The 23,423-nt window shown below is 72.3% G+C and carries 24 protein-coding genes; 12 read left to right on the top strand and 12 right to left on the bottom strand.

What is annotated here, in order from left to right:
- Positions 1-431: hypothetical protein (locus ACA514_RS47880; protein WP_375048216.1), on the bottom strand; the 431-nt coding region annotated here is incomplete at its 3' end.
- A gap of 150 nt (positions 432-581) precedes the next feature.
- On the opposite strand from ACA514_RS47880, the gene ACA514_RS47875 reads away from it, so the two are divergent.
- Entirely contained in the window at positions 582-1,214 is a 633-nt protein-coding gene (locus ACA514_RS47875; protein WP_375048215.1) for a flavin reductase family protein, read from the top strand.
- A 31-nt stretch (positions 1,215-1,245) separates the two neighbouring features.
- Here ACA514_RS47875 and ACA514_RS47870 read toward each other — a convergent pair whose 3' ends face one another.
- Positions 1,246-2,058 carry a crotonase/enoyl-CoA hydratase family protein gene (locus ACA514_RS47870; RefSeq protein WP_375048214.1) on the bottom strand — a complete coding sequence of 271 codons (813 nt, stop codon included), beginning with the start codon at positions 2,056-2,058 and terminating at the stop codon, positions 1,246-1,248.
- Between the two features lie 155 nt (positions 2,059-2,213).
- Between ACA514_RS47870 and ACA514_RS47865 the strand changes: the two genes are divergently transcribed.
- From ACA514_RS47865 to ACA514_RS47840, 6 genes are all read left to right on the top strand, one after another.
- Entirely contained in the window at positions 2,214-3,779 is a 1,566-nt protein-coding gene (locus tag ACA514_RS47865; protein WP_375048213.1) for an acyl-CoA synthetase, read from the top strand.
- Positions 3,769-4,704 (top strand): Zn-ribbon domain-containing OB-fold protein, encoded by a 936-nt coding sequence (locus tag ACA514_RS47860; RefSeq protein WP_375048212.1) that lies wholly within the window; start codon positions 3,769-3,771, stop codon positions 4,702-4,704. Before ACA514_RS47865 ends, ACA514_RS47860 begins: the two co-directional genes overlap by 11 nt.
- Entirely contained in the window at positions 4,704-5,756 is a 1,053-nt protein-coding gene (locus ACA514_RS47855) for a thiolase domain-containing protein (protein ID WP_375048211.1), read from the top strand. Before ACA514_RS47860 ends, ACA514_RS47855 begins: the two co-directional genes overlap by 1 nt.
- Positions 5,749-6,906, top strand: a complete 1,158-nt coding sequence (locus ACA514_RS47850; protein WP_375048210.1) for a thiolase domain-containing protein — start codon at positions 5,749-5,751, stop codon at positions 6,904-6,906. Before ACA514_RS47855 ends, ACA514_RS47850 begins: the two co-directional genes overlap by 8 nt.
- 70 nt (positions 6,907-6,976) lie before the next feature.
- The gene (locus ACA514_RS47845; RefSeq protein WP_375048209.1) at positions 6,977-8,551 is read left to right on the top strand and encodes an acyl-CoA synthetase; all 1,575 of its coding nucleotides are present in this window, start codon (positions 6,977-6,979) and stop codon (positions 8,549-8,551) included.
- Between the two features lie 243 nt (positions 8,552-8,794).
- The gene (locus ACA514_RS47840; protein ID WP_375048208.1) at positions 8,795-9,265 is read left to right on the top strand and encodes a MarR family winged helix-turn-helix transcriptional regulator; all 471 of its coding nucleotides are present in this window, start codon (positions 8,795-8,797) and stop codon (positions 9,263-9,265) included.
- Here the strand turns inward: ACA514_RS47840 and ACA514_RS47835 are convergent.
- From ACA514_RS47835 to ACA514_RS47825, 3 genes are read right to left on the bottom strand one after another with little or no spacing between them, the layout of a single operon-like run.
- Positions 9,262-9,840 (bottom strand): TetR/AcrR family transcriptional regulator, encoded by a 579-nt coding sequence (locus ACA514_RS47835; protein ID WP_375048207.1) that lies wholly within the window; start codon positions 9,838-9,840, stop codon positions 9,262-9,264. The genes ACA514_RS47840 and ACA514_RS47835 overlap by 4 nt on opposite strands.
- Before the next feature lie 26 nt (positions 9,841-9,866).
- Positions 9,867-11,984, bottom strand: coding sequence for a YhgE/Pip family protein (locus ACA514_RS47830; protein WP_375048206.1), 2,118 nt, complete (start codon positions 11,982-11,984; stop codon positions 9,867-9,869).
- 32 nt (positions 11,985-12,016) lie between these two features.
- On the bottom strand, positions 12,017-12,787 hold the full coding sequence (locus ACA514_RS47825; protein WP_375048205.1) for an ATP-binding cassette domain-containing protein: 771 nt from the start codon (positions 12,785-12,787) through the stop codon (positions 12,017-12,019).
- 206 nt (positions 12,788-12,993) lie between these two features.
- Between ACA514_RS47825 and ACA514_RS47820 the strand changes: the two genes are divergently transcribed.
- Positions 12,994-13,365 carry a hypothetical protein gene (locus ACA514_RS47820; RefSeq protein ID WP_375048204.1) on the top strand — a complete coding sequence of 124 codons (372 nt, stop codon included), beginning with the start codon at positions 12,994-12,996 and terminating at the stop codon, positions 13,363-13,365.
- Between the two features lie 50 nt (positions 13,366-13,415).
- Here ACA514_RS47820 and ACA514_RS47815 read toward each other — a convergent pair whose 3' ends face one another.
- From ACA514_RS47815 to ACA514_RS47785, 7 genes are all read right to left on the bottom strand, one after another.
- Positions 13,416-14,219 carry a hypothetical protein gene (locus tag ACA514_RS47815; RefSeq protein WP_375048203.1) on the bottom strand — a complete coding sequence of 268 codons (804 nt, stop codon included), beginning with the start codon at positions 14,217-14,219 and terminating at the stop codon, positions 13,416-13,418.
- 90 nt (positions 14,220-14,309) lie between these two features.
- On the bottom strand, positions 14,310-15,086 hold the full coding sequence (locus ACA514_RS47810; RefSeq protein WP_375048202.1) for a hypothetical protein: 777 nt from the start codon (positions 15,084-15,086) through the stop codon (positions 14,310-14,312).
- A gap of 88 nt (positions 15,087-15,174) precedes the next feature.
- A complete protein-coding gene (locus ACA514_RS47805; RefSeq protein WP_375048201.1) occupies positions 15,175-15,864 on the bottom strand; it encodes a hypothetical protein in 690 nt (229 codons plus the stop codon).
- Positions 15,865-16,393: 529 nt separating this feature from the next.
- The gene (locus tag ACA514_RS47800; RefSeq protein WP_375048200.1) at positions 16,394-17,215 is read right to left on the bottom strand and encodes a TetR/AcrR family transcriptional regulator; all 822 of its coding nucleotides are present in this window, start codon (positions 17,213-17,215) and stop codon (positions 16,394-16,396) included.
- Between the two features lie 28 nt (positions 17,216-17,243).
- A complete protein-coding gene (locus tag ACA514_RS47795; RefSeq protein ID WP_375048217.1) occupies positions 17,244-18,401 on the bottom strand; it encodes a lipid-transfer protein in 1,158 nt (385 codons plus the stop codon).
- Between the two features lie 29 nt (positions 18,402-18,430).
- Complete coding sequence (locus ACA514_RS47790) at positions 18,431-18,883, bottom strand: Zn-ribbon domain-containing OB-fold protein (protein WP_375048199.1); 453 nt, start codon at positions 18,881-18,883, stop codon at positions 18,431-18,433.
- A 27-nt stretch (positions 18,884-18,910) separates the two neighbouring features.
- The gene (locus ACA514_RS47785; RefSeq protein WP_375048198.1) at positions 18,911-20,125 is read right to left on the bottom strand and encodes an MFS transporter; all 1,215 of its coding nucleotides are present in this window, start codon (positions 20,123-20,125) and stop codon (positions 18,911-18,913) included.
- 79 nt (positions 20,126-20,204) lie between these two features.
- Between ACA514_RS47785 and ACA514_RS47780 the strand changes: the two genes are divergently transcribed.
- From ACA514_RS47780 to ACA514_RS47765, 4 genes are all read left to right on the top strand, one after another.
- Positions 20,205-21,128: a LysR family transcriptional regulator gene (locus tag ACA514_RS47780; RefSeq protein WP_375048197.1), complete on the top strand. Its 924-nt coding sequence runs from the start codon at positions 20,205-20,207 to the stop codon at positions 21,126-21,128.
- A 75-nt stretch (positions 21,129-21,203) separates the two neighbouring features.
- Complete coding sequence (locus ACA514_RS47775) at positions 21,204-21,971, top strand: SDR family oxidoreductase (RefSeq protein ID WP_375048196.1); 768 nt, start codon at positions 21,204-21,206, stop codon at positions 21,969-21,971.
- An 8-nt stretch (positions 21,972-21,979) separates the two neighbouring features.
- Positions 21,980-22,939 carry an LLM class F420-dependent oxidoreductase gene (locus ACA514_RS47770; RefSeq protein WP_375048195.1) on the top strand — a complete coding sequence of 320 codons (960 nt, stop codon included), beginning with the start codon at positions 21,980-21,982 and terminating at the stop codon, positions 22,937-22,939.
- A gap of 101 nt (positions 22,940-23,040) precedes the next feature.
- Positions 23,041-23,352, top strand: coding sequence for a Fe-S cluster assembly protein HesB (locus ACA514_RS47765; protein ID WP_375048194.1), 312 nt, complete (start codon positions 23,041-23,043; stop codon positions 23,350-23,352).
- Positions 23,353-23,423 lie beyond the last annotated feature (71 nt).

Raw genomic sequence — 23,423 nt, 5'->3', positions numbered from 1 at the left:
ATCCACGACAGGGCGCGGGCGACGACGTAGTAGACGACGCCCGCGATCGCCCAGTTGATGTAGAGCTGCTCCTTCGGGTCCTGCCGCGTGAACGCGTCGTGGAACGGCGTCGCGAGCCAGCGGCCCGTGTTGAGCGTCGCGTGCACCAGGTCGTTGCCCGGATTGGCGCCGCCCCAGGTCAGCAGCATGCCGAGGGCGAGGATGAACGCCGCCGCCCAGCCCGCCGACAGGATCATCGCGCTGACGGGGTTGTGCCGGCTGCGCCGCCACCGCCGCGGTCGCCGCACCACGACGGTCTTCCCGGCGCTCTCGGCCGCGGGCGCCGCCGCGGCCGTGCGCCGGGGCCAGGTCCAGCGTCTCCGGGGCTCCGCGGGCGGCTCGTCGGCCGCCGTCCGTCCCCGTCCCAGGTACCGTCCTATCTGGAGAGCCATCGCCTGCTCAGTCCTTCCATGACCGGCTTGCCCCCAGCTCTGCCTCAGCGGGAAACGCGCAAACGCCTGTCCCTTTACGGACGGCCCGATACCCGCCTCACGATCACATTTCAGCCGGTGTCGAAACGACCCCGCCCTACGCTGCCGATCATGGAACCCGCGGTCGCCGCCCTGCCGGAACACGTCGCCATCGAGCCGAGCGTCCTGTACTTCGGTACCCCCGTCGTCCTCCTGACCAGCACCAACGAGGACGGCTCGGACAACCTCGCGCCGATGTCGTCGGCCTGGGCGCTCGGCCGCACCGTGGTGCTCGGCCTCGGCGCGGAGGGGCAGACCGCCCGCAACCTCCAGGAGCGCCCCGAACTGGTGGTCAACGTTCCCGGTCCGGAGCAGTGGCGGGCCGTCGAGCGGCTGGCCCCGCTGACGGGCCGCGACCCGGTGCCGGCGGCGAAGGCGGCCCTCTTCCGCTTCGAGCCGGACAAGTTCGCCGCCTCGGGCCTGCGGCCCCAGCCCTCCGAGGAGGTCGGGCCGTCCCGCGTCGCCGAGTGCCCGCTGCAACTGGAGGCCCGCGCCGACCGCGTGCGCCGCAGCGCCTCCGGCGGTTTCGTCATCGTCGAGGCCGACGTCCTCCTAGTGCACGCCGACCCGCGCATCGTCGTCCCCGGCACCGACCACGTGGACCCGGCCGAGTGGAGCCCGCTCATCTACAACTTCCGCCACTACTTCGGCCTGGGCCCCGAACTAGGCCACACCTTCCGCACCGAGACCCCGCCCGCCCGGTGACGCTCCGGCCCGTACCGCGACCTCGGACGCGTTACTTGCCCTGGTAGACGGGGTCGCGCTTTTCCTTGAAGGCCTTGGAGCCCTCCTTGGCGTCCTCGGAGGCGAAGACGGGCCAGCCGATCTCGTCGGAGACCTTGAGGGCCTCCTCCTCGGGGAGGTGCTCGGTCTCGCGGACGGCGCGGAGGATGGCCTGGACGGACAGCGGTGCGCAGGCGGCGATCTGGTCGGCCATCTCGCGGGCCGCGGCGAGCGCGGTGCCGTCCGGGACGACCTTGTTGATCAGGCCCATCGCGAGGCCCTCCTGCGGGGTGACCGAGCGGGCGGTGAGCAGGATGTCCAGGGCGGCGGCGTAGCCGATCTGGCGGGGGAGGCGGACGGCGGAGCCGCCCATGGGGAACAGGCCGCGCTTGGCCTCGAAGAGGCCGAGGGTGGCGCCCTCGGCGACCACCCGCAGGTCGGTGCCGGTGAGCAGTTCGGTGCCGCCGGCGACGGCGTAGCCCTCGATGGCGCAGATGAGCGGCTTGGTGGGACGGCCGTCGCGCAGCAGGCCCTTCCAGTGGTAGTCGGGGATCTGCGCGGCGCGCTCGGCGACGCGGGGGTCGGACGGCGGCTGCGACATCGCCTTCAGGTCGGCGCCGGCGCAGAAGGTGCCGTCGGCTCCGGTGAGGATGCCGACGCGGACCTCCGGGGTGTCGGACATGTAGGCCCAGGCGTCGGCGAGACCGACCAGCATGGCCGTGCTGAGCGCGTTGCGCGCCTCGGGGCGGTTCATCGTGACGATGACGACGTGGCCGTCCCGCTCGACGGTGCAGTGCTCGGTGCTGATCGGCAGCCGCTCGGCCATGGGGTCCTCCTGAAATGGGGCAAAACAAGAACAGATTCTAGTTAAGCCGGTGCGCTACCGGTAGGGGTTGCCCTGCAAAACGAGAACGTGATCTACTTTGGTCGCCGGGCGCCGCCGGCAGGCGGTGCCCACCGTGATCACGCAAGGGAGATCCGATGGGGTCGTTGGGCTTTTGGCGGTTGGCGCAGGCCGATCCCGACTGGGTCGCCGCCGTCGATCCGGACGGCACGCAGTACTCCGCGGGCGATCTGCTGGCCCGCTCCAACCGTCTCGTCCACGGGCTCCGCGAGCTCGGCCTCAAGGACGGGGACGGGATCTGCGGGCTGGTCCCGAACGGCGTCGAGGGGCTCGTCCTCTATCTGGCGGCGCTCCAGGCGGGCTGGTACTACACGCCGATCAACTGGCATCTGACCGGGCCGGAGATCGGCTACATCGTCAGCGACAGCGAGGCCAAGGCGTTCTTCGTGCACGAGCGGTACGCCGCCGAGGGCGTGCGGGCCGCCGACGAGGCCGGGCTCGACGCGGCCCGCCGGTTCGGGTGGGGGAACGTCGAGGGCTTCCGGCCGTACGCCGAGCTCGTCGACGGGCGGCCGGACACGCTGCCGGACGACCGCAGCGCCGGCGCGACCATGCACTACACGTCCGGGACGACCGGACGGCCGAAGGGCGTCAAGCGCGCGCTGACCGGGCTCGACCCCGACGACAGCGCCGAGCTGATGACGTTCCTGCTCGGCCTGTTCGGGATGACGCCCGGCAAGCCGGCGACCGGCGAGCACCAGGCGCACCTGATCACCTCGCCGAACTACCACACCGCCGTCACGCAGTTCGGCGGGACGGCGCTGCAGATGGGCCACACCCTCGTCTACATGGACAAGTGGGAGGCCGAGGAGACGCTGAAGCTGATCCAGGAGCACCGGATCAGCAATACGCACATGGTCCCGACGCACTTCAAGCGGCTGCTGGCGCTGCCGGAGGACGTGCGGAGCAAGTACGACGTGTCGTCGATGAAGTGGGCGATCCACGCGGCGGCGCCGTGCCCCGTCCCGATCAAGCAGCAGATGCTCGACTGGTGGGGCGACTGCATCTGGGAGTACTACGCGGCCACCGAGGGCGGCGGCACGATCGCCAGCCCGCAGGACTGGCGCGCGCACCCCGGCACGGTCGGCAACGCGTGGGCGATCAGCGAGCTGCTCATCGTCGACGACGACGGCAACGAGGTCCCGACCGGGCAGCACGGCACCATCTACATGAAGATGGCCGGCGTCCAGTTCGAGTACAAGGGCGACAAGGAGAAGACGGAGAAGAACCGGCTCCGCGACTTCTTCACGGTCGGCGACATCGGCTACCTGACCGAGGACGGGTTCCTGTTCCTGTCCGACCGCAAGGCCGACATGATCATCTCCGGCGGGGCGAACATCTACCCGGCCGAGATCGAGAACGAGATCACCATGCACCCCAAGGTCGCGGACGTCGCCGTGTTCGGCATCCCCGACGACGAGTGGGGCGAGCAGATCAAGGCCGTCGTGGAGCCCGCCGAGGGCGCCGAGCCCGGGCCGGACCTCGCCGCGGAGATCCTGAAGTCCCTCGAGGGCCGGCTGGCGAAGATGAAGTGGCCGAAGACCATCGACTTCATCGAGACCATGCCGCGCGAGCCCAACGGCAAGCTGCTCAAGCGCAAGCTGCGGGACCCGTACTGGAAGGACCGCGACAGTGCCATCTGAGACCGAGATCAACCACGTCGTCGAGTTCCCCGGCGGCTACACCCGCTCGGTCGGCCCGGTGATCGGGCGCTTCCTGAGCGAGCTGCGCGACGGCCGGATCGTCGGCGTCCGCACGGCCGGCGGCCGGGTGCTGGTCCCGCCGGCGGAGTACGACCCGGAGACCGGCGAGGACGTCACCGGCGAGTTCGTCGAGGTCGGCCCCGCCGGCACCGTGACGACCTGGTCGTGGGTGCCGAACCCGGCCAGGGAGCACCCGTTCGACCGGCCGTTCGCCTGGGCGCTGATCCGCCCGGACGGCGCCGACACCGCGCTGCTGCACGCCCTGGACCTCGGCGTCTTCGAGGCCGGCGCGAAGCCGCCGAAGACCCTGAAGACCGGGATGCGGGTGCGGCCGAAGTACCGCGCGGAGCGGACCGGGACGATCGGCGACATCGAGTGCTTCCAGCCCGAGGTCACCATGATCAACCCGAAGGCGAGCCTGGAGTACCGGCTGAAGGGCGGCCATGCGCTCGGCCGCTTCCTGGAGGGGATCTCCGAGGGCCGGATCATCGGGCAGCGGTGCCCGGTGTGCGAGAAGGTCATCGTCCCGATGAAGGGGTTCTGCACGCGCGACGGCGTGCCCACGACCGAGGAGGTGGAGCTGCCCGACACCGGCACCGTCACCACCTTCGCGGTCAACAACATCCCCGACCCGCGCGCCCCCGAGGTGCCGTTCGTGTCCGGCTACGTCCTGCTGGACGGCGCGGGCCTGACGATGCTGACGCTCATCGCGGGCGTCCCGGCCGACCAGGTCCGGATGGGCATGCGGGTGAAGGCGGCGTGGCGGCCCCGCGAGGAGTGGGAGCGGTCGATGGCCAACATCAAGTGGTTCGAGCCGATCGACGAGCCCGACGTCCCCTTCGAAGAGATCAAGGACTTCATGTAATGCGTGATGTCGCAGTCGTCGCGTTCGTCCAGAGTCAGCACAGCGCCGAGGACCAGGGGCTCGCGGAGACCGAGATCGTCCTGCCGGTGATCACCGAGATCAAGGAGCGGACCGGGCTGTCCCGCTTCGGGTTCACCTGCTCGGGCTCGTGCGACTACCTGCAGGGCGCGCCGTTCGCGTTCGTGTCCGCGCTCGACACGCTGGGCGCCTGGCCGCCGATCTCCGAGAGCCACGTCGAGATGGACGGCGCGTGGGCGCTGTACGAGGCGTGGGTGAAGCTCCAGATCGGCCAGGTCGACACGGCGCTGGTGTACGGGTTCGGCAAGTCGTCGCAGGGCGACGTGCGCGCGATCATGAACCAGCAGCTCGACCCGTACACGCTGGCGCCGCTCGGCGTCGACCAGGTGTCGATGGCCGCGATGCAGGCCCGCGCGTACATGGACAAGGCGGGCGTGAAGGAGGACGACCTGCGGGCGATCGCGGCGCGGTCCCGGGCGTCCGGCCGCGACAACCCGTTCGCGCTGCACCTGCCGGACCCCGAGGGCTCGGCCGCCGAGCAGGACTACGACGTGGCGCCGCTGCACCCCTACGACGTCGCGCCCGTCACCGACGGCGCGGCGGCGATCGTCCTGGCGGCCGGCGACAGGGCGCGCGAGCTGTGCGAGCGGCCCGCGTGGATCACCGGGATCGACCACCGCACCGAGCCGCACGCCCTCGGCGTGCGCGACCTCACCCGGTCCGAGGCCGCCCGCATCGCGGGGGAGAAGGCCGGCGCGGCCGGGGTCGAGGTCGCCGAGCTGCACGCCCAGTTCAGCCACGAGGAGCTGATCCTGCGCGAGGCGCTCGGCCTGGGCGACGGCGTGACGGTCAACCCGTCCGGCGGGGCGCTGTCGGCGAACCCGCTGATGGCGGCCGGCCTCATCCGCATCGGCGAGGCCGCCGCCCGTATCCACGACGGGTCCGCGTCCCGGACGCTCGGGCACGCCGCGTCCGGCCCCTGCCTGCAGCAGAACCTCGTCTGCGTGATGTCGGGAGAGAAGAACAATGGCTAACCCCTGTGCGGTCATCGGCATCGGGCAGACCCAGTACAAGACCAAGCGGCTGGACGTCTCGATGGCCGGCCTGCTGCGCGAGGCGGCCCGCCGGGCCCTCGACGACGCCGGGCTGACCTGGAAGGACATCGACGCCGTCGTCGTCGGCAAGGCGCCCGACCTGTTCGAGGGCGTGGTGATGCCGGAGGTGTTCCTGGCGGACGCGCTCGGCGCGACCGGCAAGCCGCTGATGCGGGTGCACACGGCCGGCTCGGTCGGCGGGTCCACGGCGATCGTCGCGGCGAACCTGATCCAGTCCGGCGTGCACGAGCGGGTCCTCACGATCGCGTGGGAGAAGCAGTCGGAGTCGAACGCGACGTGGGCGCTGACGGTGAACGGGCCGTTCACGACGTCCCTCGTCGTCGGGGCCGGCGGCTACTTCGCGCCGCACATCCGCGCCTACATGGCCCGGTCCGGCGCGCCCGACCACATCGGCACGCTCGTCGCGGTGAAGGACCGGCAGAACGCGCTGCGGAACCAGTACGCCCACCTGAGGATCCCCGGCATTTCCCGCGAGATGGTCGAGTCGACGCCGATGCTGTGGGAGCCGATCCGCTACCTGGAGACCTGCCCGTCGTCCGACGGCGCCTGCGCGATGGTGCTGGCGTCCGAGGACGCGGCGAAGAAGGCGCCGGGCAAGCCCGCGTGGGTGCACGGCACGTCGATGCGGTCGGAGCCGATGCAGTTCGCGGGCCGCGACAGCGTCAGCCCGCAGGGCGGCAAGGACGCGGCGGCGGACGTGTACCGGCAGGCCGGCATCAGCGACCCGCGCCGCGAGCTGGACTGCGCCGAGGTGTACGTGCCGTTCTCCTGGTACGAGCCGATGTGGCTGGAGAACCTCGGGTTCTGCGGCGAGAACGAGGGCTGGAAGCTCACCGAGTCCGGCGCGACGGCGTTCGACGGGGACATCCCGTGGAACCCCTCCGGCGGCGTGCTGTCGTCCAATCCGATCGGCGCGTCCGGGATGATCCGGTTCGCCGAGGCGGCGCTCCAGGTGCGCGGACAGGCCGGCGACCACCAGGTGGACGGGGCGCGCCGCGCGCTCGGCCACGCCTACGGCGGCGGCGCCCAGTTCTTCGCGATGTGGGTCGTCGGCGACGACAAGCCCTAGGTTCCCCGCCGGGCCTTTTTCCTGTACATGTTCCTGTACGTGGCGCGATGACCCCTCCGGAGGGCGTCCGATGGAGTACAACCACGCTGACCTGTTCGAAGGAGTCGCCGACGCGATCGGGGACCGCGTCGCGGTGGTCTGCGGCGACCGGCGGCTCACCTACGCCGAGCTGGACGAGCACGCCAACCGGCTCGCGCACCATCTGGAGTCGGCGGGCGTGCGGCCCGGGCAGCACATCGCGATGCAGCTGTACAACGGCGTCGAGTACGCGGCGGCGCTGCTCGCGGCGATGAAGATCCGGGCCGTGCCGATCAACGTCAACTACCGGTACGTGGAGAACGAGCTCCTCTACATCTACCGGGACTCCGACAGCGTCGCGCTGCTGTACGACGTGGAGTTCGAGGACCGGGTGGCCGCGACGGTCCCGGACGCGCCGGAGCTGACGCACCTGATCGCCGTGGGGGGCGCGCCGTCGATCGACGGCGCCGTCCGCTACGACGAGGCGCTGGCGGCGCAGCCGGGGACGCGCGGCTTCCCGGCCCGCTCGGCCGACGACACCTACATCATCTACACCGGCGGGACGACCGGGATGCCGAAGGGCGTCATGTGGTCGACCGAGCAGATGCTGCTGGCGTTCTGGAACCCGACGTTCCCGCGCCCGGACAAGCCGGAGGACGTCGTCGAGCTGGCCCGCAACGGCGGGCCGATGATCATGATGCCGATCGCGCCGCTGATGCACGGCGCCGCGCAGATGGCCACGTGGATCACCTGGTTCATGGGCGCGACGCTGGTCTACGACCGCAAGTTCGACGCCGCCGGGATCTGGCGGACGATCGAGCGGGAGAAGGTCAACTCGGTGACGATCACCGGCGACGCGATGGCGATCCCGATGGCCGAGGAGCTGGCGCGCGGCGGGTACGACACCTCGTCGCTGCTGGCGTTCGTGTCGACGGGCGCGATCCTCACCGGGACGGTCCGGGACCGGATCCAGAAGCTGCTGCCGAACACGATGATCCTGGACCGGTTCGGGTCGACGGAGTCGGGCTCGACGGCGGAGGCGACGGCGGCCTCGACCCCGGAGAAGGGGCTGAAGTTCGCGCCGGACGTGGACAACGTCACCGTCCTGGACGATGGGCTCCAGCCGGTGAAGCCGGGGTCGGGCGTGATCGGGCAGGTGGCGCGCACCGGCTACATCGCGCACGGCTACTACAACGACCCGGAGAAGACCGCCCGTACGTTCCCGGTCGTCGACGGGAAGCGCTGGCTGCTGACCGGTGACATCGCCACCGTCGAGGAGGACGGGACGATCGCCGTCTACGGGCGGGGGTCGCAGGCCATCAACACCGGCGGCGAGAAGGTGTTCCCGGAGGAGGTCGAGGCCGTCCTCAAGGGGCATCCGGGCGTGTACGACGCGGTGGTGACGGGCGTCCCGGACGAGCGCTGGGGCAACCGGGTCGCGGCGGTGATCCAGCCGTCGGGCGGGCGGCCGGCGGTCGAGGACCTGGACGCGCACTGCCGCAAGGAGCTGTCGGGCTACAAGGTGCCGCGCGTGTACGCGTTCGTCCCGGAGATGAAGAGGTCGCCGGCGGGGAAGGCGGACTACCGCTGGGCGAAGCAGGTCGCCCAGGACGCGGACGCCGGATAGCGGTCGGCCCCGGACCTTCGTGGGATCCGGGGCCAGGAGCGGACCGCCTGTTTAGTGGTCCTAACAAAAACCATCGTAGTGCCGCTCCTTTTGTGCCCCGGATCGCCGGAAGTGTCTCGTTCACCACAGCGGCCCGCCGCCCCCAGGCTGGTCCGTTCCGTCACCGAACCACTAGACTCTCCCGCAGAGAGTCGCTCCGAATCTGAGTCTCTCTAGGGTAGAGAAATAGACGAGAGGTGGGGCGTGTCGATCCCGGACCGCGCGCGGATGATGGCGGAACTGCAGCAGGGGATGCAGCGCTCCACGATGTTCACCGTGCTGCTGCACCACGCGACCGCGAGCAAGGCGGGGATGAACGTCACCGACGCCCAGTGCGTCAACGCCCTCACCCTCGACGGCCCGCAGACCCCCGGCCGGCTCGCCGAGCTGATGGGCATCACCACCGGCGGCGCCATCACCGCCGTGATCGACCGGCTGGAGAAGGCCGGCTACGTCAAGCGCACCCGCGACCCCGACGACCGCCGCCGCGTGATCGTCGAGCTCGTCCCGGAGAACGTCGCCCGGTTCAGCGAGTACTTCGAGCCCATCGCCCGCGTCTTCCGCGAGCGCCTCGCGGGCTACACCGACGAGCAGGTCGCCGTCCTCCTCGACTGGATCACCGCCAACAACGCCGCCATGCCCGGCGTGATCGAGCAGGTCCGCGACCTCCCCTAGACCGCGGTCAGGCGGCCGCGCAGGAGCGCCATCAGGGTGGCGTGGACGTCGGTGAAGGGGCGGTCCGGGTCGAGGGCGCGCCAGTCGAGCGCGACCGTCAGCACCATGCCGAACACCGCGGACGCGGCGGTGCCGGTGTCGAGGTCGGCGCGCAGGTCGCCCGCCTCGACGGCGGCGCGCAGCACGTCCGCGACGACGCCGATGGCGCGCTCCCGGATGAGCCGGGCCGTGTGCTGCCAGTCGCCGCCCGACCGCCACGTCTCGGCGATCAGCAGCCGGGCGAACGACTCGTGCTCGCCGATGAACGCCAGCTCCGCGCTGACCACGGCCTCCAGCGCGTCCAGCGGCGGGCGGCCGGACGCGGCGTCCCGCAGCGCGGTGGCGAGGCGGTCCACCCCGTACTCCAGCAGCGCCGCGAACAGCGCGGACTTGCTGCCGAAGTTGTAGTAGACGGTGCCCTTGGCGACGCCGGCGCGCTCGGCGATCTGGTCGACGGTGGTGGCGGCCAGCCCGCTCTCGGCGATCAGCTCGATCGCCGCGGTGAACAGCTTCTCCCGGGTCGCGCTGCGCGCCACGTCCCCGCCTCCCCCACTCGGGCGTCCTAGAGCTCCAGCGCCGGGTGCAGGCGTTTCATCGTCCACACCCGGTTGTGCCGGACGGCCAGGGCGGTGAGCGCGAGCCCGCTGGCCAGGAACGCGACCAGCACCGCACAACCCTGCCATACCGAGGTGAGGTCGCCGCCACTGATCAGGTGCCGGACGGCGTCGACGACCCAGGGCATCGGCAGCCAGGGCCGGATCGCCTGGAAGAAGCCGGGGCTCGTCTCGATCGGGTACGTGCCGGCGGCGGAGGTGAGCTGGAGCATCAGCAGCGCCAGCGCGATGATCCGGCCGATCGGCCCGAACCGCGCGTTCACCCACTGGATCACGGCGAGGAACGCGGCGGACGCCAGCACCAGGAAGCCGGCGAGCCCGGCCCAGTGCGCGGCGCGCAGCCCGAGCGCGACGTGCAGGACGGCCAGCACCACGCAGGCCTGGGCGGCGCCGATCGCCGCGGCGGGCAGCCAGCCGGCGAGGGCGACGCGGCGGCCGGGCGCGGTGCCCGCGAGCGCGCGGGGGTTCAGCGGCCGCAGCAGCATGTAGATGATCATCCCGCCGACCCACAGCGACAGCGGCACGAAGAACGGCGCGAAACCGGTGCCGTAGTTCGGCGCCTTGTTGTCGGTGGAACTGGCCAGCCGCACCGGGTTGCTCATCATGTCGTCGCGCGCGTTCCGCTCGCCGTCGGAGTAGGACGGGATCTGCGCGACGCCGTCGTTCAGTCCCCGGGCGAGGTCGTGGTTGCCGTCGGCGATCTGCGCGAGCGCCGTCTCCAGCGTCACCGCGCCGCCGGACAGCCGCCCGAGACCGTTCTCCAACTGCCCCGCGCCGCTTGACAGCGCACCCAGACCGCTCGTGAGCTGGGACGATCCGGACAGCAGCTGTCCCGCGCCCGCGTTCACCTGCTTCGTCCCGGCGTTGAGGCGGTCGACGTCCCGGCGTGCCCGGTCGACCTTCGCGGCGAGGGACGGGGCGTCCTTGGCGAGCGTGCGCGCGGCGGTCTCGACGGTCCGGGCGTCGGCGGCGACCTTGCGCAGGTCGCCGGTGTGGTCGCGGATGTAGCCGTCGACCCGCCGGGCGACGGTGACGACCTGCGCGGCGGCCCGCGACAGGTCCTGCCGGACGTTCGCCGGCACCTCCGGGTGCGCGGCGAGGTAGGCGTCCAGTTCCCTCTGCGCCTTCTCGGCCTGCGTCACGGCGGCGCCGGTCTGCGCGGGCAGCCGCCCGGCGCCGTCGGCGAGGACGTCCGCGCCCTGAGCGACGAGCAGCGCCGCCTGCCGGATCTCGGGCGCGCGGTCGCGCAGCAGCGGGACGAGGGTGTCGCCGGCCTTGTCGACGGTGGTGGTCAGCTTCTGCATGCCCGCCGCGACCTGCACGGTTCCGGTGCGCAGGTCGTCCAGCCCGGACGTGAGCCGCCCGCCGCCCGACCGGGCCTCGTCGATGCCGCCCTTCAGCTTCCCGGCCCCGGCCTTCGCGTCGCCCGCGCCCTTCGCGAGCTTCCCCGCGCCGTCGTGCGCCTGCCCCGACCCGTCGGCGAGCTCGCTCGCGCCGTCGGCGGCCTTGCCGAGCTTCGCGTGGAGCTTGTCGAACGACAGGAAGATCTGGTCCAGGTAGCCGTGCACGGCGTTCCCGCTCGCGGCGGCGCTGATCTCCTTGAACGCGGCCTGCGCGAGCGTCCCGACGACGTAGTTGTTCGCGTCGTTCAGCTGGAGCCGGAGCCCCGCCGCCGTCGGCGTCCCGCTCCCGGACGGCGACGCGATGCGCGCGCTGAAGTCCGCCGGGATCGTCAGCGACATGTAGTACTTCCCGGACCGGACGCCCTCCGCCGCCTTCTCCGCCGAGACCGTCTTCCAGTCGAAGACCTGCCGCTTCTTCAGCTCGCCGGCGAGGTCGGCGCCCGCGTGGACCGTCCTGCCGTCGGCCTTGGCGGGCTGGTCCTGGACGACGAGGGCCACCGGCACGTGCCGCAGCCGTGCGTACGGATCCCAGAAGGACCAGAGGTAGAGACCCGCATACAGCAGCGGCAGCAGGACCAGCCCGGCCAGCGCGATGCGCGTCAGCCGGTTCCGGGCGAACCGGCGCAGTTCCAGACCGCCCGGCGTCAACGCGGGAAGCCTCATCGGGGGGATCTCCCTGTGTCTGAAGGTCGGAGTTAGGGCAGGTGGACCACGGTCTGGGCGATGCCCATGGCCGGAGCCGGGTCGTGGCAGGTGGCGATGACGGTGACTCCGGAGTCGGCGATGGCGCGAAGGCGCCGCCAGAGCGGGCGCTGCCGGTGGGCGGGCAGGCCCTCGTCGACGTCGTCCAGCAGGAGAAGGCGGGGCTCACCGACGAGCGCCAGCGCCGCACCCAGCAGCTGCGCCTCGTCGGGATCGAGGTCCTCGGCGAGCGTGCGGGGATCGACGTCCAGGCCCGCGCGGTCGAGCGCGGCGCGCATCCGGGCGTTCCGCCCGCGGAACCGGCCGAGGACGCCTTCGTGGAGCGCGAGCGCCTCCCGCACGTGCTCCCGGACGGTCAGCGCCGGATCGAGCCCGGTCACCCCGGGGACGATCCCGAGCGCCGCGATCCGCTGCACCGCGCGCAGGTCGTCCAGCGGGACCCCGCCGACGGTGCCGGTGCCCGCGGCCGGCTTCATGCGGCCGCCGAGGGCCAGCAGCAGCGCGGTGCGCCCGGACCCGGCGATGCCGCTCACCGCGGCGAGGCCGCCGGCGGGGACGTCCAGGTCCACGTCCTGGAACACCCGTCCGCGCGCGCCGCGGAGCGAGAGGCCCCGCGTCCGGACGGCCGCCCCGCCTCGTGCGGTACCGGGGCCGCGGCGGGCTCCGGGAAGGCCCCCGCCCGCCCCGGAGCCGCCGGCGGGTCCAGAGACGGCCGCGGCGGTCCCCCCGGCCGCGGCGACCGCCCCTGGAGTCTCGGTTGCCATCGGTACCTCCGCGAACCCTTTTTGCACTGACCAGTCAGTACAAAGATAGCTCTGCGAAGAAACCGAACACACCCGCCGAAACGGTGACATCAGACACGTGACCGCTCCGCCGCACGTCACACGGATCCCGGTGGTGACCTCGGTCACATCGGCCCGTCGGAGCCCGGCCCTATTGGACGTGGCGTCTGATCTGCCAGACTTCGGGCATGACCGACTCGTCGCGCGCGACGCGCCGCCTCGTCGCCCTCATGGCCGGGATGGGCGCCGCCCACCTGATCGCCCCCCGGCCGTTCGACGCGATCATCCCGAAGGGGCTGCCCGGCGGCCCCCGGACCTGGACCTACCTCAGCGGCGTCGCCGAACTCGCGTGCGCCGCCGCCGTCGCCCACCCGCGCACCCGCCGCGCCGGCGCCCTCGCCACGGCCGGCCTCATGGCCGCCGTCTTCCCCGCCAACGTCAAGATGGCCCGCGACTGGCGCGACAAGCCCCTCCCGCTCCGCGCCGCCGCCTACGGCCGCCTCCCGTTCCAGGCGCCCCTCATCGCCTGGGCCGTCCACGTGTCCCGCAACGCGGACTGAGCACGCCGGACGGGCCGGTCCGCACCGGACGGAACGGACCGGCCCCCGCGTCAGGACGCGTTCGCCATCTCGGCGTACGTCCTGGTCTTCGTGTACGAGTCGAAGATCGCCGTGTTGTTGCCCGCGGCGGACGGCAGGCCCGCGCGGAAGTCGGCGATCCCGTTGAGGATGCCGTTCCAGCCGCAGCCCGACGACTTCGGCACGGCGAAGGCGTTGTCGACCGGCGTGGAGGCGATGACGCCGTCGCCGGCGTCGTGCGGCCCGGTGCCGGTGATCGGCTTGTTCGGCGGCGGCGGGTCGGTGGTGGTGTAGGTCAGGTTCAGCACGATCGGGTCGGAGTCGCCGCCGATGAAGCAGGTGTCGCCGAGCAGCGGGTTGATCGTCTTGATCTTGAGCTTGAGGCGCAGCGCGATCGCGCCCTCGGGGGCCAGCTCCGGGTCGGCGGCCAGCTGCGGCTGGGCGCTGATCTGCAGCAGCGGGATGAAGTCCGAGCCGTCGACGCCGAGCACGCCGCCCTTCACCCGCTGCGGTTCGGCCCGCATCGGGCCGAAGACCGCCCAGGACTCCAGGGTGACCGGGTCGTAGCCGTTCGCCCAGGTCATCTTGATCGGCTGGGTGATCGTCTGGTCGATCGACCCGATCTTCAGCCGCCCGCCGCCGATCACCGTCACGCTGCACATCGAGAAGGTCGGGTCGTACCCGGCCGGCAGCCGGTCGGCGGGCGGGCAGTCGTCGAAGTCCAGGCCGGGGGGGACGTCCTGCGCGCTCGCCGGCCGGGTCAGGCCGGTGACGGCCAGGGCGGCGAGGCCCGCGCCGAGCGCCGTGGCGGCGAGCCGCCGGAAGGGTGCTCTCATCGTGTCAACTCCATGGGGTGAGGAAGCCCGCGCCCCCGCGGCGGGGAGGGGCGGCGCGGGCCGGTCGCGGCGCGGCGGTCGCGCGCCGGGCTAGGGAAGCTCGGTGTAGGTCTTGTAGGCCACGTACTGGTTGAAGACCGCCGTGTTGCGGCCCGCCGCGGAGGGCAGCCCGGCGTACAGGTCGACGGCCCAGTTCTCGACGCCGAGGTCCAGCCCGCAGCCGTCGGCCTTCGGCACCGCGAAGGCGTTGTCGACGACGGTGGTCTTCAGCACGGTCGGGTTGGTGCCGACGACCTCGGGCGGCGTACCGGAGATCGGCGTGTTGGGCGGCGGCGGGTTCGTCGTGCCGGGCGTGAGGTGCAGCGCGATCGGCTTCGTGTTGGACCCGATGTAGCACTTGCTTCCGAGCAGCGGGTTCTGCACGTTGACCTTGAGGTTCAGGTTCAGCGTGCCGCCGTCGGTGTTGAGGCCGCCGGCGTACTGCGGCTGGGCGTAGATGGCCGTGACGAACGGGTCGCCGAACAGCCCCGGCTGCACCTGGAACCGGCTCGCCTTGAACGAGCCGAAGATCGTGTACTCCTCCAGCGTGACGGGGTCGAAGCCGGTGGTGTAGGTGAGCGTGATCGGGGCGGAGATCGTCTCCTTGATGGAGCCGAGCTGCATCGTCCCGCCGGTGGTGACGGCGACGTTGCACTGCGCGTACGCCGGGTCGGCGCCGGAGGGCAGGGCCGGGCAGGCGGAGAAGTCGAAGGCCGGCAGGGTGTCGGCGGACGCGGCGGGGGCGGTGGCGAGCCCGCCGAGCAGGCCGCCGGTGACGGCGAGGGAGGCGGCGCCGGCCTGGAGCCGGCGGCGGAGGGAGAGGCGCATGGGTGCTCCGGGCGAAGGGGGTGGGACGGGCCGTGGGAGCACGGCCCGTCCCGTGGGGTGGGGTGGGGAGGGGGTCAGGGGGATGGGATCACGGGCCGAGCGTCAGGTCGGCGCCGCCCGGGCTGGTGAGGATCTGGAAGTTGCCGTTGGCCGAGGCCGAGGCCGAGGCCGGGCACCTGCTGTCGCCGGAGAGGAACTGCAGCGCCTGGCCCGCCAGCTTGCCCTGCCCGTGCGAGTTGGACGGGACGGGCTTGTTGGCGTTGGCCGGGTTGTAGACGTTGATGGTCAGCGGCGTGGAGGTGGTCAGGCCGTAGTGGCACTCCATGCTGGAGATGCCCCAGGCGGGCAGGGTGAGGACGGCCTTGACGTCCACCGAGGGGTTCGGCGCGTTGATGGTGATCGTGCCGTCGCGGTTGCTCGCGTGCGTGGAGTCGTAGTCGACGTGGCCGCCGGTGTAGGGCAGGTTGAGCGCGGTGACCGTGGTGGTGCCGCCGCGGTTGTTGGTGCAACCGGTCAGCGACACGCTGTTGAGCTGCCCGCCGGTGCCGTCGGACTTGGTGTAGGCGCCGAGGGACGCGCCGGTGCAGGTGTTGATGATCGAGCCCAGGCTGCTGAGCCCGGACAGCGTCACGTTGCCGAGGTTGGTGGCGAGGACGTCGCCGGTGTAGGGGGAGCCGCCGGAGGTGATGGTGCCGGACGCGAGGGCGGAGCCGGCCAGGCCGATGAGCAGCGCGGTGGAGCCGACGAGTGGAATGGCGATCGTGCCGAGCTTTCTCATGCTGTCTCTTTCAGGGTGGGAGACCTGGGAGCACGGCGTCCGCACGGCCTGGGCCCGGGACCGCGCCGTGGACGCCGCAGCAATCGGACAGAACCATGAATGACGGCGTTCATCAAGTGGCGGACCATTCCGGCGCCGCCCTCGACCGGGTTTCAGCTTTCGGGTTATGGCAGCGGTCGATGTCCGAATATGGTCGACGGTCCGGTGTGATAGCGGTCACGCTCGGTGGGGGCGGCCGGTGAACGCGCAGGTGTGCGGTGACCGGGTGGCCGCACCGGAGCTGACTGGCTGGTCATTCCGGTTCCCGGCCGCGCTGGCCGTATCCGGCCACCGGTTTCCCTGACCTTCCCGGTGTCCGCTGGCATCGCGGGCTTCAACTGGACCAATGCGCTCCGGCGGCGCTGCGGGCACGTGCCGGAACGGCCCGACGGGGTGCGCTGGACGCTAATGAAAAACGGTCGCGTTTCCCAAAAGTGCGCGCCCGCCGCCAACTCCTGCGGGCCCGCCGGAATGGCCGGCGGCCGCCGCTCTACTCGGTCCGGGACGCCTGCGGCCCCCGCGCAGCGGATTCCGGTTCGCGGGACGGGGCGTCCGGTCCCCAGCGATCCGGATCCGGCACCGCGAACGTGTGCAGCAGGCCGTCGCGCAGCTCGGGGAGGTTCTCGGTCTCGCCGCGCGCGATCCGCGAGTACGCGACCTGGTAGATCCCGCCCACGACGGTCTCCGCCATCAGCTCCGGATTCGGGTAGTGCGGGAACAGTTCGTGCATGTTGTCGGTCACGACCTGCGTGAACGCGGCCAGGGCGCGGTCGCGGCGCTCGGCCGCGAGCGGGCCCGCCGACATCGACTCCACGACGCACATCCGTGCCGCGCGCGGGTTCTCGGACAGGTAGCCCAGCAGCGCGCCGAGGCTCGCCCGGACCCGCCCGGTGGCGTCCGGCTCGCCCTGATAGGCGTGCACGACGCGGTCCATCATCTGCTCGACGACGACGTCAGTGGCCCGCAGAAAGGCATCGTCCTTGTTCTTGAAATGGACGTAGAACGTCGCCCGTGAAACGCCCGCATTGGCGATGATGGAATCGACGGTCAGGGTGCGGTATCCCTCGGTCCCGGCGATTTCCACGACGGCGGCGAGAATGCGCGCGACCTGGTGCCCGGCGACGTAGTCGCGGGACAGCCGGTGCCGGCCGGAGGGAAGCCGCCGCGGGTCCCCGCCGTCCCGGTCCATCGTCACCCCCGCGCTCGCCGTCGCCGCCCGGCCGGTCGCCCACGGGCGGGCTCCCCGCCGGTGGAACGCCCACCGGCGGATCGTCTCATGCCGGACGCCGCGCGCCCAGAGCCCGCGGCGCACCCAGAGCCCGCCGCGCGCCCCGGAACCGTCAGCGGACCGCGATCATCGCGGAGCCGTGCCCGAACAGCCCCTGGTTGACCGCGATGCCCGCGCGGGCGCCCTCGACCTGGCGGCCCTCCGCCCGCCCGCGCAGCTGCCAGGTCAGCTCGCAGACCTGCGCGATCGCCTGCGCCGGGATGGCCTCGCCGAAGCTCGCGAGCCCGCCGCTCGGGTTCACCGGGACCCGGCCGCCGAGCGCCGTCGCGCCGGACCGCAGCAGCTCCTCGGCGCCGCCGACCTCGCACAGCCCGATGTCCTCGTACCAGTCGAGCTCCAGGGCGGTGGACAGGTCGTACACCTCGGCGAGCGACAGCTCGTCCGGGCCGATGCCGGCCTCCTCGTAGGCGGCGTGCGCGAGCGAGGCCCGGAACGGGCGCTCCGGCTCGGGCACCGCGAGCGCGGAGTCCGTCGCGAAGTCGGGCAGGTCGACGACGGTCTTCGGGAACGTCGGCGTCACCGTCGACAGCCCGGACAGCCGCACCGGGTCGGCGATGCCGTGCCTGCGTGCGAACTCCACCGAGGTCAGCACGAGCGCGGCGCCGCCGTCGCTGGTCGCGCAGATGTCCAGCAGCCGCAGCGGGTCGGCGACGACGGCGGACTCGCGGACGTCCTCCAGCGTCACCTCCTTGCGGTACCGGGCGTTCGGGTTGGCGAGCCCGTGCCGGGCGTTCTTCACCTTCACGGCGGCGAAGTCGTCGAGCGTCGCGCCGTGGATCGCCATCCGGCGGCGCGCGTACAGCGCGAAGTAGATCGGGTTGGTCGCGCCGAGGAGGCGGAACCGCAGCCAGTCCGGGTCGTCCGGGCGGTCGCCGCCGACGGGCTTGAAGAAGCCCTTCGGCGCCGCGTCCGCGCCCACGACCAGCGCCACGTCGCACAGCCCCGCCAGGATCTGCGCGCGCGCCGACGCGATCGCCTGCGCGCCGGACGCGCACGCCGCGTAGCAGCTGGACACCCGCGCGCCGTTCCAGCCGAGCGCCTGCGCGAACGTCGCGCCCGAGACGAACCCGGGGTACCCGTTGCGGATGGTGTCCGCGCCCGCCACGTACTGGACGTCCGGCCAGGTCAGCCCGGCGTCGGCCAGCGCGGCGCGGGCCGCGGCGAGGCCGTACTCCACGAAGTTGCGCCCCCACTTGCCCCACGGGTGCATGCCCGCGCCGAGGACGGCGATGTCGCGACTCACTTGACCGGCCTCCACATCCAGACGGTGTACTCGGCCTCGTCGTCCTCGTAGAGGACGCCCTCGGTCAGCTCGACCTCCATGCCGACCTCCAGGTCGTCCACGGTGCAGCCGGGCGCCACCTGGCCGAGCACGACCATCTTCTCGGCGTCCAGCTCGACGGCCGCGACGGTGTAGGGGACGAACGGGTCGGGCGACACGTACGGGGCCGGCGGCTTGTAGCGCGCGTCCGCGTACGACCAGACGCGCCCGCGTGCGGACAGCGCGTACTCGGCCAGCTCCGAGCCGTCCTTCGGGCCGGTGCAGCGCGGGTTCCGGCAGGCCAGCTCGTTGCGCGGGAAGTAGGGCGTCCCGCAGGACGAGCAGCGGGTGCCGAGCAGCCGCACGTCCCCGTCCGCGGCGGTGAACCAGCCCTCGACGGCCGGAAGGCGTTTCTTGGCGGTGGTGGTCACGCGCGCAGGTTAACAACCAAGCGTCTGTTAGAAAGAGCGGTGTCCCACCCAGCGGGCAGACTTCATCCCGGCGGCGGCCAGCAGCGCGACCCCCAGCAGGACCAGGACGTACAGGCCGGTGCCGGTCCAGTGGCCGCGCTCGTAGGCGACGCCGCCGGCCGTCCCGCCGATGCTGCTGCCCAGGTAGTACGCGAACAGGTACAGGCCGGACGCCTGCGCGCGGGCCGTCGAGGCCCGCCGCCCGACCCAGCCGCTCGCCACGGCGTGCGTCCCGAAGAACCCGACCGTGAAGACGAGCAGCCCGAACCCGACCAGGGGGAGGGCGGAGGGCAGCGTCAGGCACAGCCCGGCCGCCGCCAGCACGATCGAGCCGACCAGCACCTTCCGCCGCCCGGACCGGTCCGCGAGGATCCCGGCCCGCGCTGACGCCACCGACCCCGCGACGTTCATCACGGCGATCATGCTGACCACGGCGTACGGAAGATGGAACGGGGCGTCCAGCAGCCGGTACGTCAGGAAGTTGTAGACGGTGACGAACCCGGCCATCGCGGTCAGCGCGATCAGGTAGAGGCGCCGCAGCCCGGGGTCGCGCAGGTGGGTGAGCAGCGGCCGGTAGTCGACGCGGGCCGGGCGGAAGAACCGCGACGGCGGCAGCAGCAGCCAGAACGCGACCGTGAAGGCGAGCGCGAGGATCCCGGTCGCCGCGAGCGCCCACCGCCAGCCCGCGACGTCGGTGACCAGGCCGGGGACGATCCGTCCGAGCACGCCGCCGATGCCCGTCCCGGCGACGTAGCGGCCCATCGCGCTCCCCAGGTGCTCGCCGTGCACCTCGTCGGCGAGGTAGGCCATCGCGACGGCGGGCACCCCGGCGAGCGCGAGCCCCTGGAGCGTCCGCACCGCGGCGAGCGCGGTGAACGAGGTGCACAGCGGGATCAAAAGCCCGACCAGCGCGGACGCCACCGACGACACGATCATCACGCGCGTCCGGCCGTACCGCTCCGACAGCGAGCTGACCGGGATGACCGCGAGCGCCACCGCGCCGGTGGCGAGCGAGACCAGCAGGCTCGACCGGGCGGGGGAGACGCCGAAGCTCTCCGACAGTTCCGGCAGCAGCGCCTGCGTGCAGTAGAGCGACATGAACGTGGTGAGCCCGGCCGCGAAGAGGGCGAGGTTGACGCGGCGCAGGCCGGGCGAGCCCAGCCGGTGCCGTTCGGGAGCCTCCAGGGACGGTGCGATGGTCATGGACTTCAGGGTCCGCTGCCAGGTCTCATGCGTCCAATGAGCGTTTGCGCACGAACTGATGCGGATTCATCATGAGTGCATGGATCTGCAGAGTGTGCGGTGGTTCCTGGCGGTCGCCGAGCACGGGCATGTGACGAACGCCGCGTCCGAGCTGCGCGTCTCCCAGCCCGGGCTGTCCCGCGCCATCGCCCGGCTCGAACGGGAGCTGGACGCGCCGCTGTTCGACCGGGTCGGGCGCGGCGTCGCGCTCAGCCGCTACGGGCGGGTGTTCGCCGAGCACGCGCGGCGGCTCGTCGCCGAGGAGGAGGCCGCGCGGCGGGCGCTCGCGCAGGCCGCCGACCCCGAGCACGGCGAGGTGTCGCTGGCGTTCCTGCACACGCAGGGCCCGTCGTTCGTCCCCGGCCTGATCCGCCGGTACCGGAGCGACCATCCCGGCGTGACGTTCCGGCTCAGCCAGGACCGGTCCGAGCGGGTCGCCGCGATGGTGCTGGACGGCCGCGCCGACCTCGCGATCACCAGCCCGCGCCCGGCCGGCCCCGCGCTGGCCTGGCGTCCGCTCGTCACCGAGCGGCTCCAGCTCGCCGTGCCGACCGACCACCGGCTGGCGTCCCGTACCCGGGCCCGGGCCCGGGTACGGGACGTCCTGGACGAGCCGTTCGTCGCGTTCCAGGAGGGGACGGGCCTGCGGGCGGTGACCGAGGAGCTGTTCGGGACGTGCGGGGCCCGGCCGCGGATCGCGTTCGAGGGGGAGGAGACCTCGACCGTCCGGGGGCTGGTCGCGGCGGGGCTCGGCGTCGCGATCGTGGCGCCGCCGCCGGCGGGCGAGGAGATCCCGGGCGTGCGGCACCTCACCCTCGCCGACCCCGGCGGGGTGCGGACGATCGGCCTGGTCTGGGCGCCGGAGCGGACGCGCCCGCCCGTGGTGGAGGGCTTCCGCGCGTTCGTGCTGGAGCGCGGCCGCGAACTGGAGCGCGGCGGTGGGCTGGACGGGGCAGCTAACTGACTCGTCAGTCACTTACGCTACAGTGAACCGAGTCGGATTCTGTATTGAAGGGTCAGCCGAGAAGGGAAAACGCGGATGCGGACTGGACTTCAGGGGAAGACGGCCCTGATCACCGGGGCGTCCCGGGGCATCGGGAAGGCGATCGCCTTCGCCCTCGCCGCCGAGGGCGCCAACGTCGTCATCTCCTCCCGCAAGCAGGAGTCGCTGGACGCGGTCGCGGAGGAGATCCGCGCGGCCAGCCCGGAGGCCGGGGTGCTGGCGAAGGCCGCGCACGTCGGCCACGCCGACGAGGCCGCCGCCTGCGTGGACGCCGCCGTCGCCGAGTTCGGCGGCCTGGACGTCCTGGTCAACAACGCCGGAACCAACCCCTACTTCGGCCCGATGGCCGACATCGAGCCCGCCGCCGCCGCCAAGACCGTCGAGATCAACCAGTTCGCGATCGTGCAGTGGACGCAGCTCGCGTGGCGCGCGTCCCTCGCCGAGCGCGGCGGCTCGATCATCAACATCGCCTCCGTCGGCGGCCTGTCGACCGAGCACGGCATCGGCTACTACAACGCCACCAAGGCCGCGGTGATCCACCTCAGCCGCCAGTTCGCGATGGAGCTGGCGCCGAAGGTCCGCGTCAACTGCATCGCCCCCGGCCTGGTCAAGACGCACCTCGCCCGCGCCCTGTGGGAGAACAACGAGGAGCAGATCGGCAAGCACATGCCGCTCGGCCGCATCGGCGAGCCCGAGGACATCGCCAACGCCGCGGTGTTCCTGGCCGGCGACACCGCGTCCTGGATGACCGGGCAGACCCTCGTCATCGACGGCGGCTCCACCATCCGCGCCTCGATCGCCTGAGGAGAGACATGTCGCGCTGGGGACTGACCATTCCGCTGACCGGCGTCCCGCTGGCCGAGCACCGCGAGATCGTCGCGGGCCTGTCCGAGCTGGGCTACACCGACGCCTGGTCCGCCGAGACCAACGGCACCGACGCCTTCACCCCGCTCGCCCTGGCCTCCCAGTGGGACCCGGCGCTGCGCCTCGGCCCGGCGATCGTGCCGGTCTACACCCGCGGCCCCGCCCTGCTGGCCTCGCACGCCGCGACCCTCGCCGACCTCGCGCCCGGACGGTTCGTCCTCGGCATCGGCACCTCGTCCGACACGATCGTCGAGCGCTGGAACGGCATCCCGTTCACCGAGCCGTACAAGCGCACCCGCGACACCCTGCGCTTCCTGCGCAAGGCGCTCGCCGGCGAGAAGGTCAAGGAGGACTACGAGACCTTCTCGGTCAAGGGCTTCAAGCTCGAGAACGCGCCCGCGACGCCGCCGCCGATCGTGCTGGCCGCGCTGCGTCCCGGCATGCTGCGGCTCGCCGCCCGGGAGGCCGACGGCGCGATCACCAACTGGCTCGCGCCCAAGGACGTCCGGACGGTCCGCGGCGAGCTCGGCGACGCGCCGGAGCTGGTCGCGCGGCTGTTCGTCTGCCCGACCGGCAACGCGGAGGAGGCCCGCGGCATCGGCCGCTGGATGATCGCCGCGTACATGAACGTGCCGGTCTACCGGGCGTTCCACCAGTGGCTCGGCCGCGGCGAGGCGCTGCGCCCGATGAACGAGGCGTGGGCCGCCGGCGACCGCAAGAAGGCCCTGGAGGTCATCCCGGACGAGGTCGTCGACGACCTGATCGTGCACGGCTCCCCGGAGGCGTGCCGGGCGCGGATCCGCGAGTACGTCGACAACGGGCTCACCACGCCCGTGCTGGCGATCGTCCCGGGCGGCGGGCTGTCGCCGGCCGAGGCCGTGCGGGCCCTCGCCCCCAACGCCGGCTGAGGCCCTCCTCACTCTCCGCGTCGAAAAGTTCGCCCGCCGTGATGGTTTGCCGCACATCGCAGTGGGGAGGGTGGGGCAGACCCCCATCCGAAACGAACCCCATGAGACGTGAGGAGCTGATCGTGCTCACGCTGACCAGCGGTGCCGTCCAGGTCATCAATACCGTGACCGCGAATCCAGAGCTTCCGCCGGACACCGGCATCCGCATCGAGTCCGGGCTCGACGGCTCGGACGCGCTGCGGCTGTCGGTGGCGCCCGCGCCCGAGGCCGGCGACCAGGTCGTCGAGGAGGCCGGCGCCAAGGTCTACCTGGAGCCGGGTGTCGCCCAGCTGCTGGACGACAAGACCCTCGACGCCCAGGTCGACCCGCAGGGCGACGTGGCCTTCACCATCGCCGAGGGAACCGAGATGTGACATGACCGGCCCGCCCGCCGGGGCGGGGCCCGACATGAGGGGCCGGGGCGCCGATCCGCACGGATCGGCGC

Origin of the sequence: Actinomadura sp. NTSP31, assembly GCF_041951385.1 — a bacterium.
In the GTDB taxonomy this organism is placed as follows: Bacteria; Actinomycetota; Actinomycetes; order Streptosporangiales; family Streptosporangiaceae; genus Spirillospora; species Spirillospora napierensis.
Note: the sequence above shows the minus strand (reverse complement) of the source record. Positions and strands in the feature narration are given on the sequence as shown.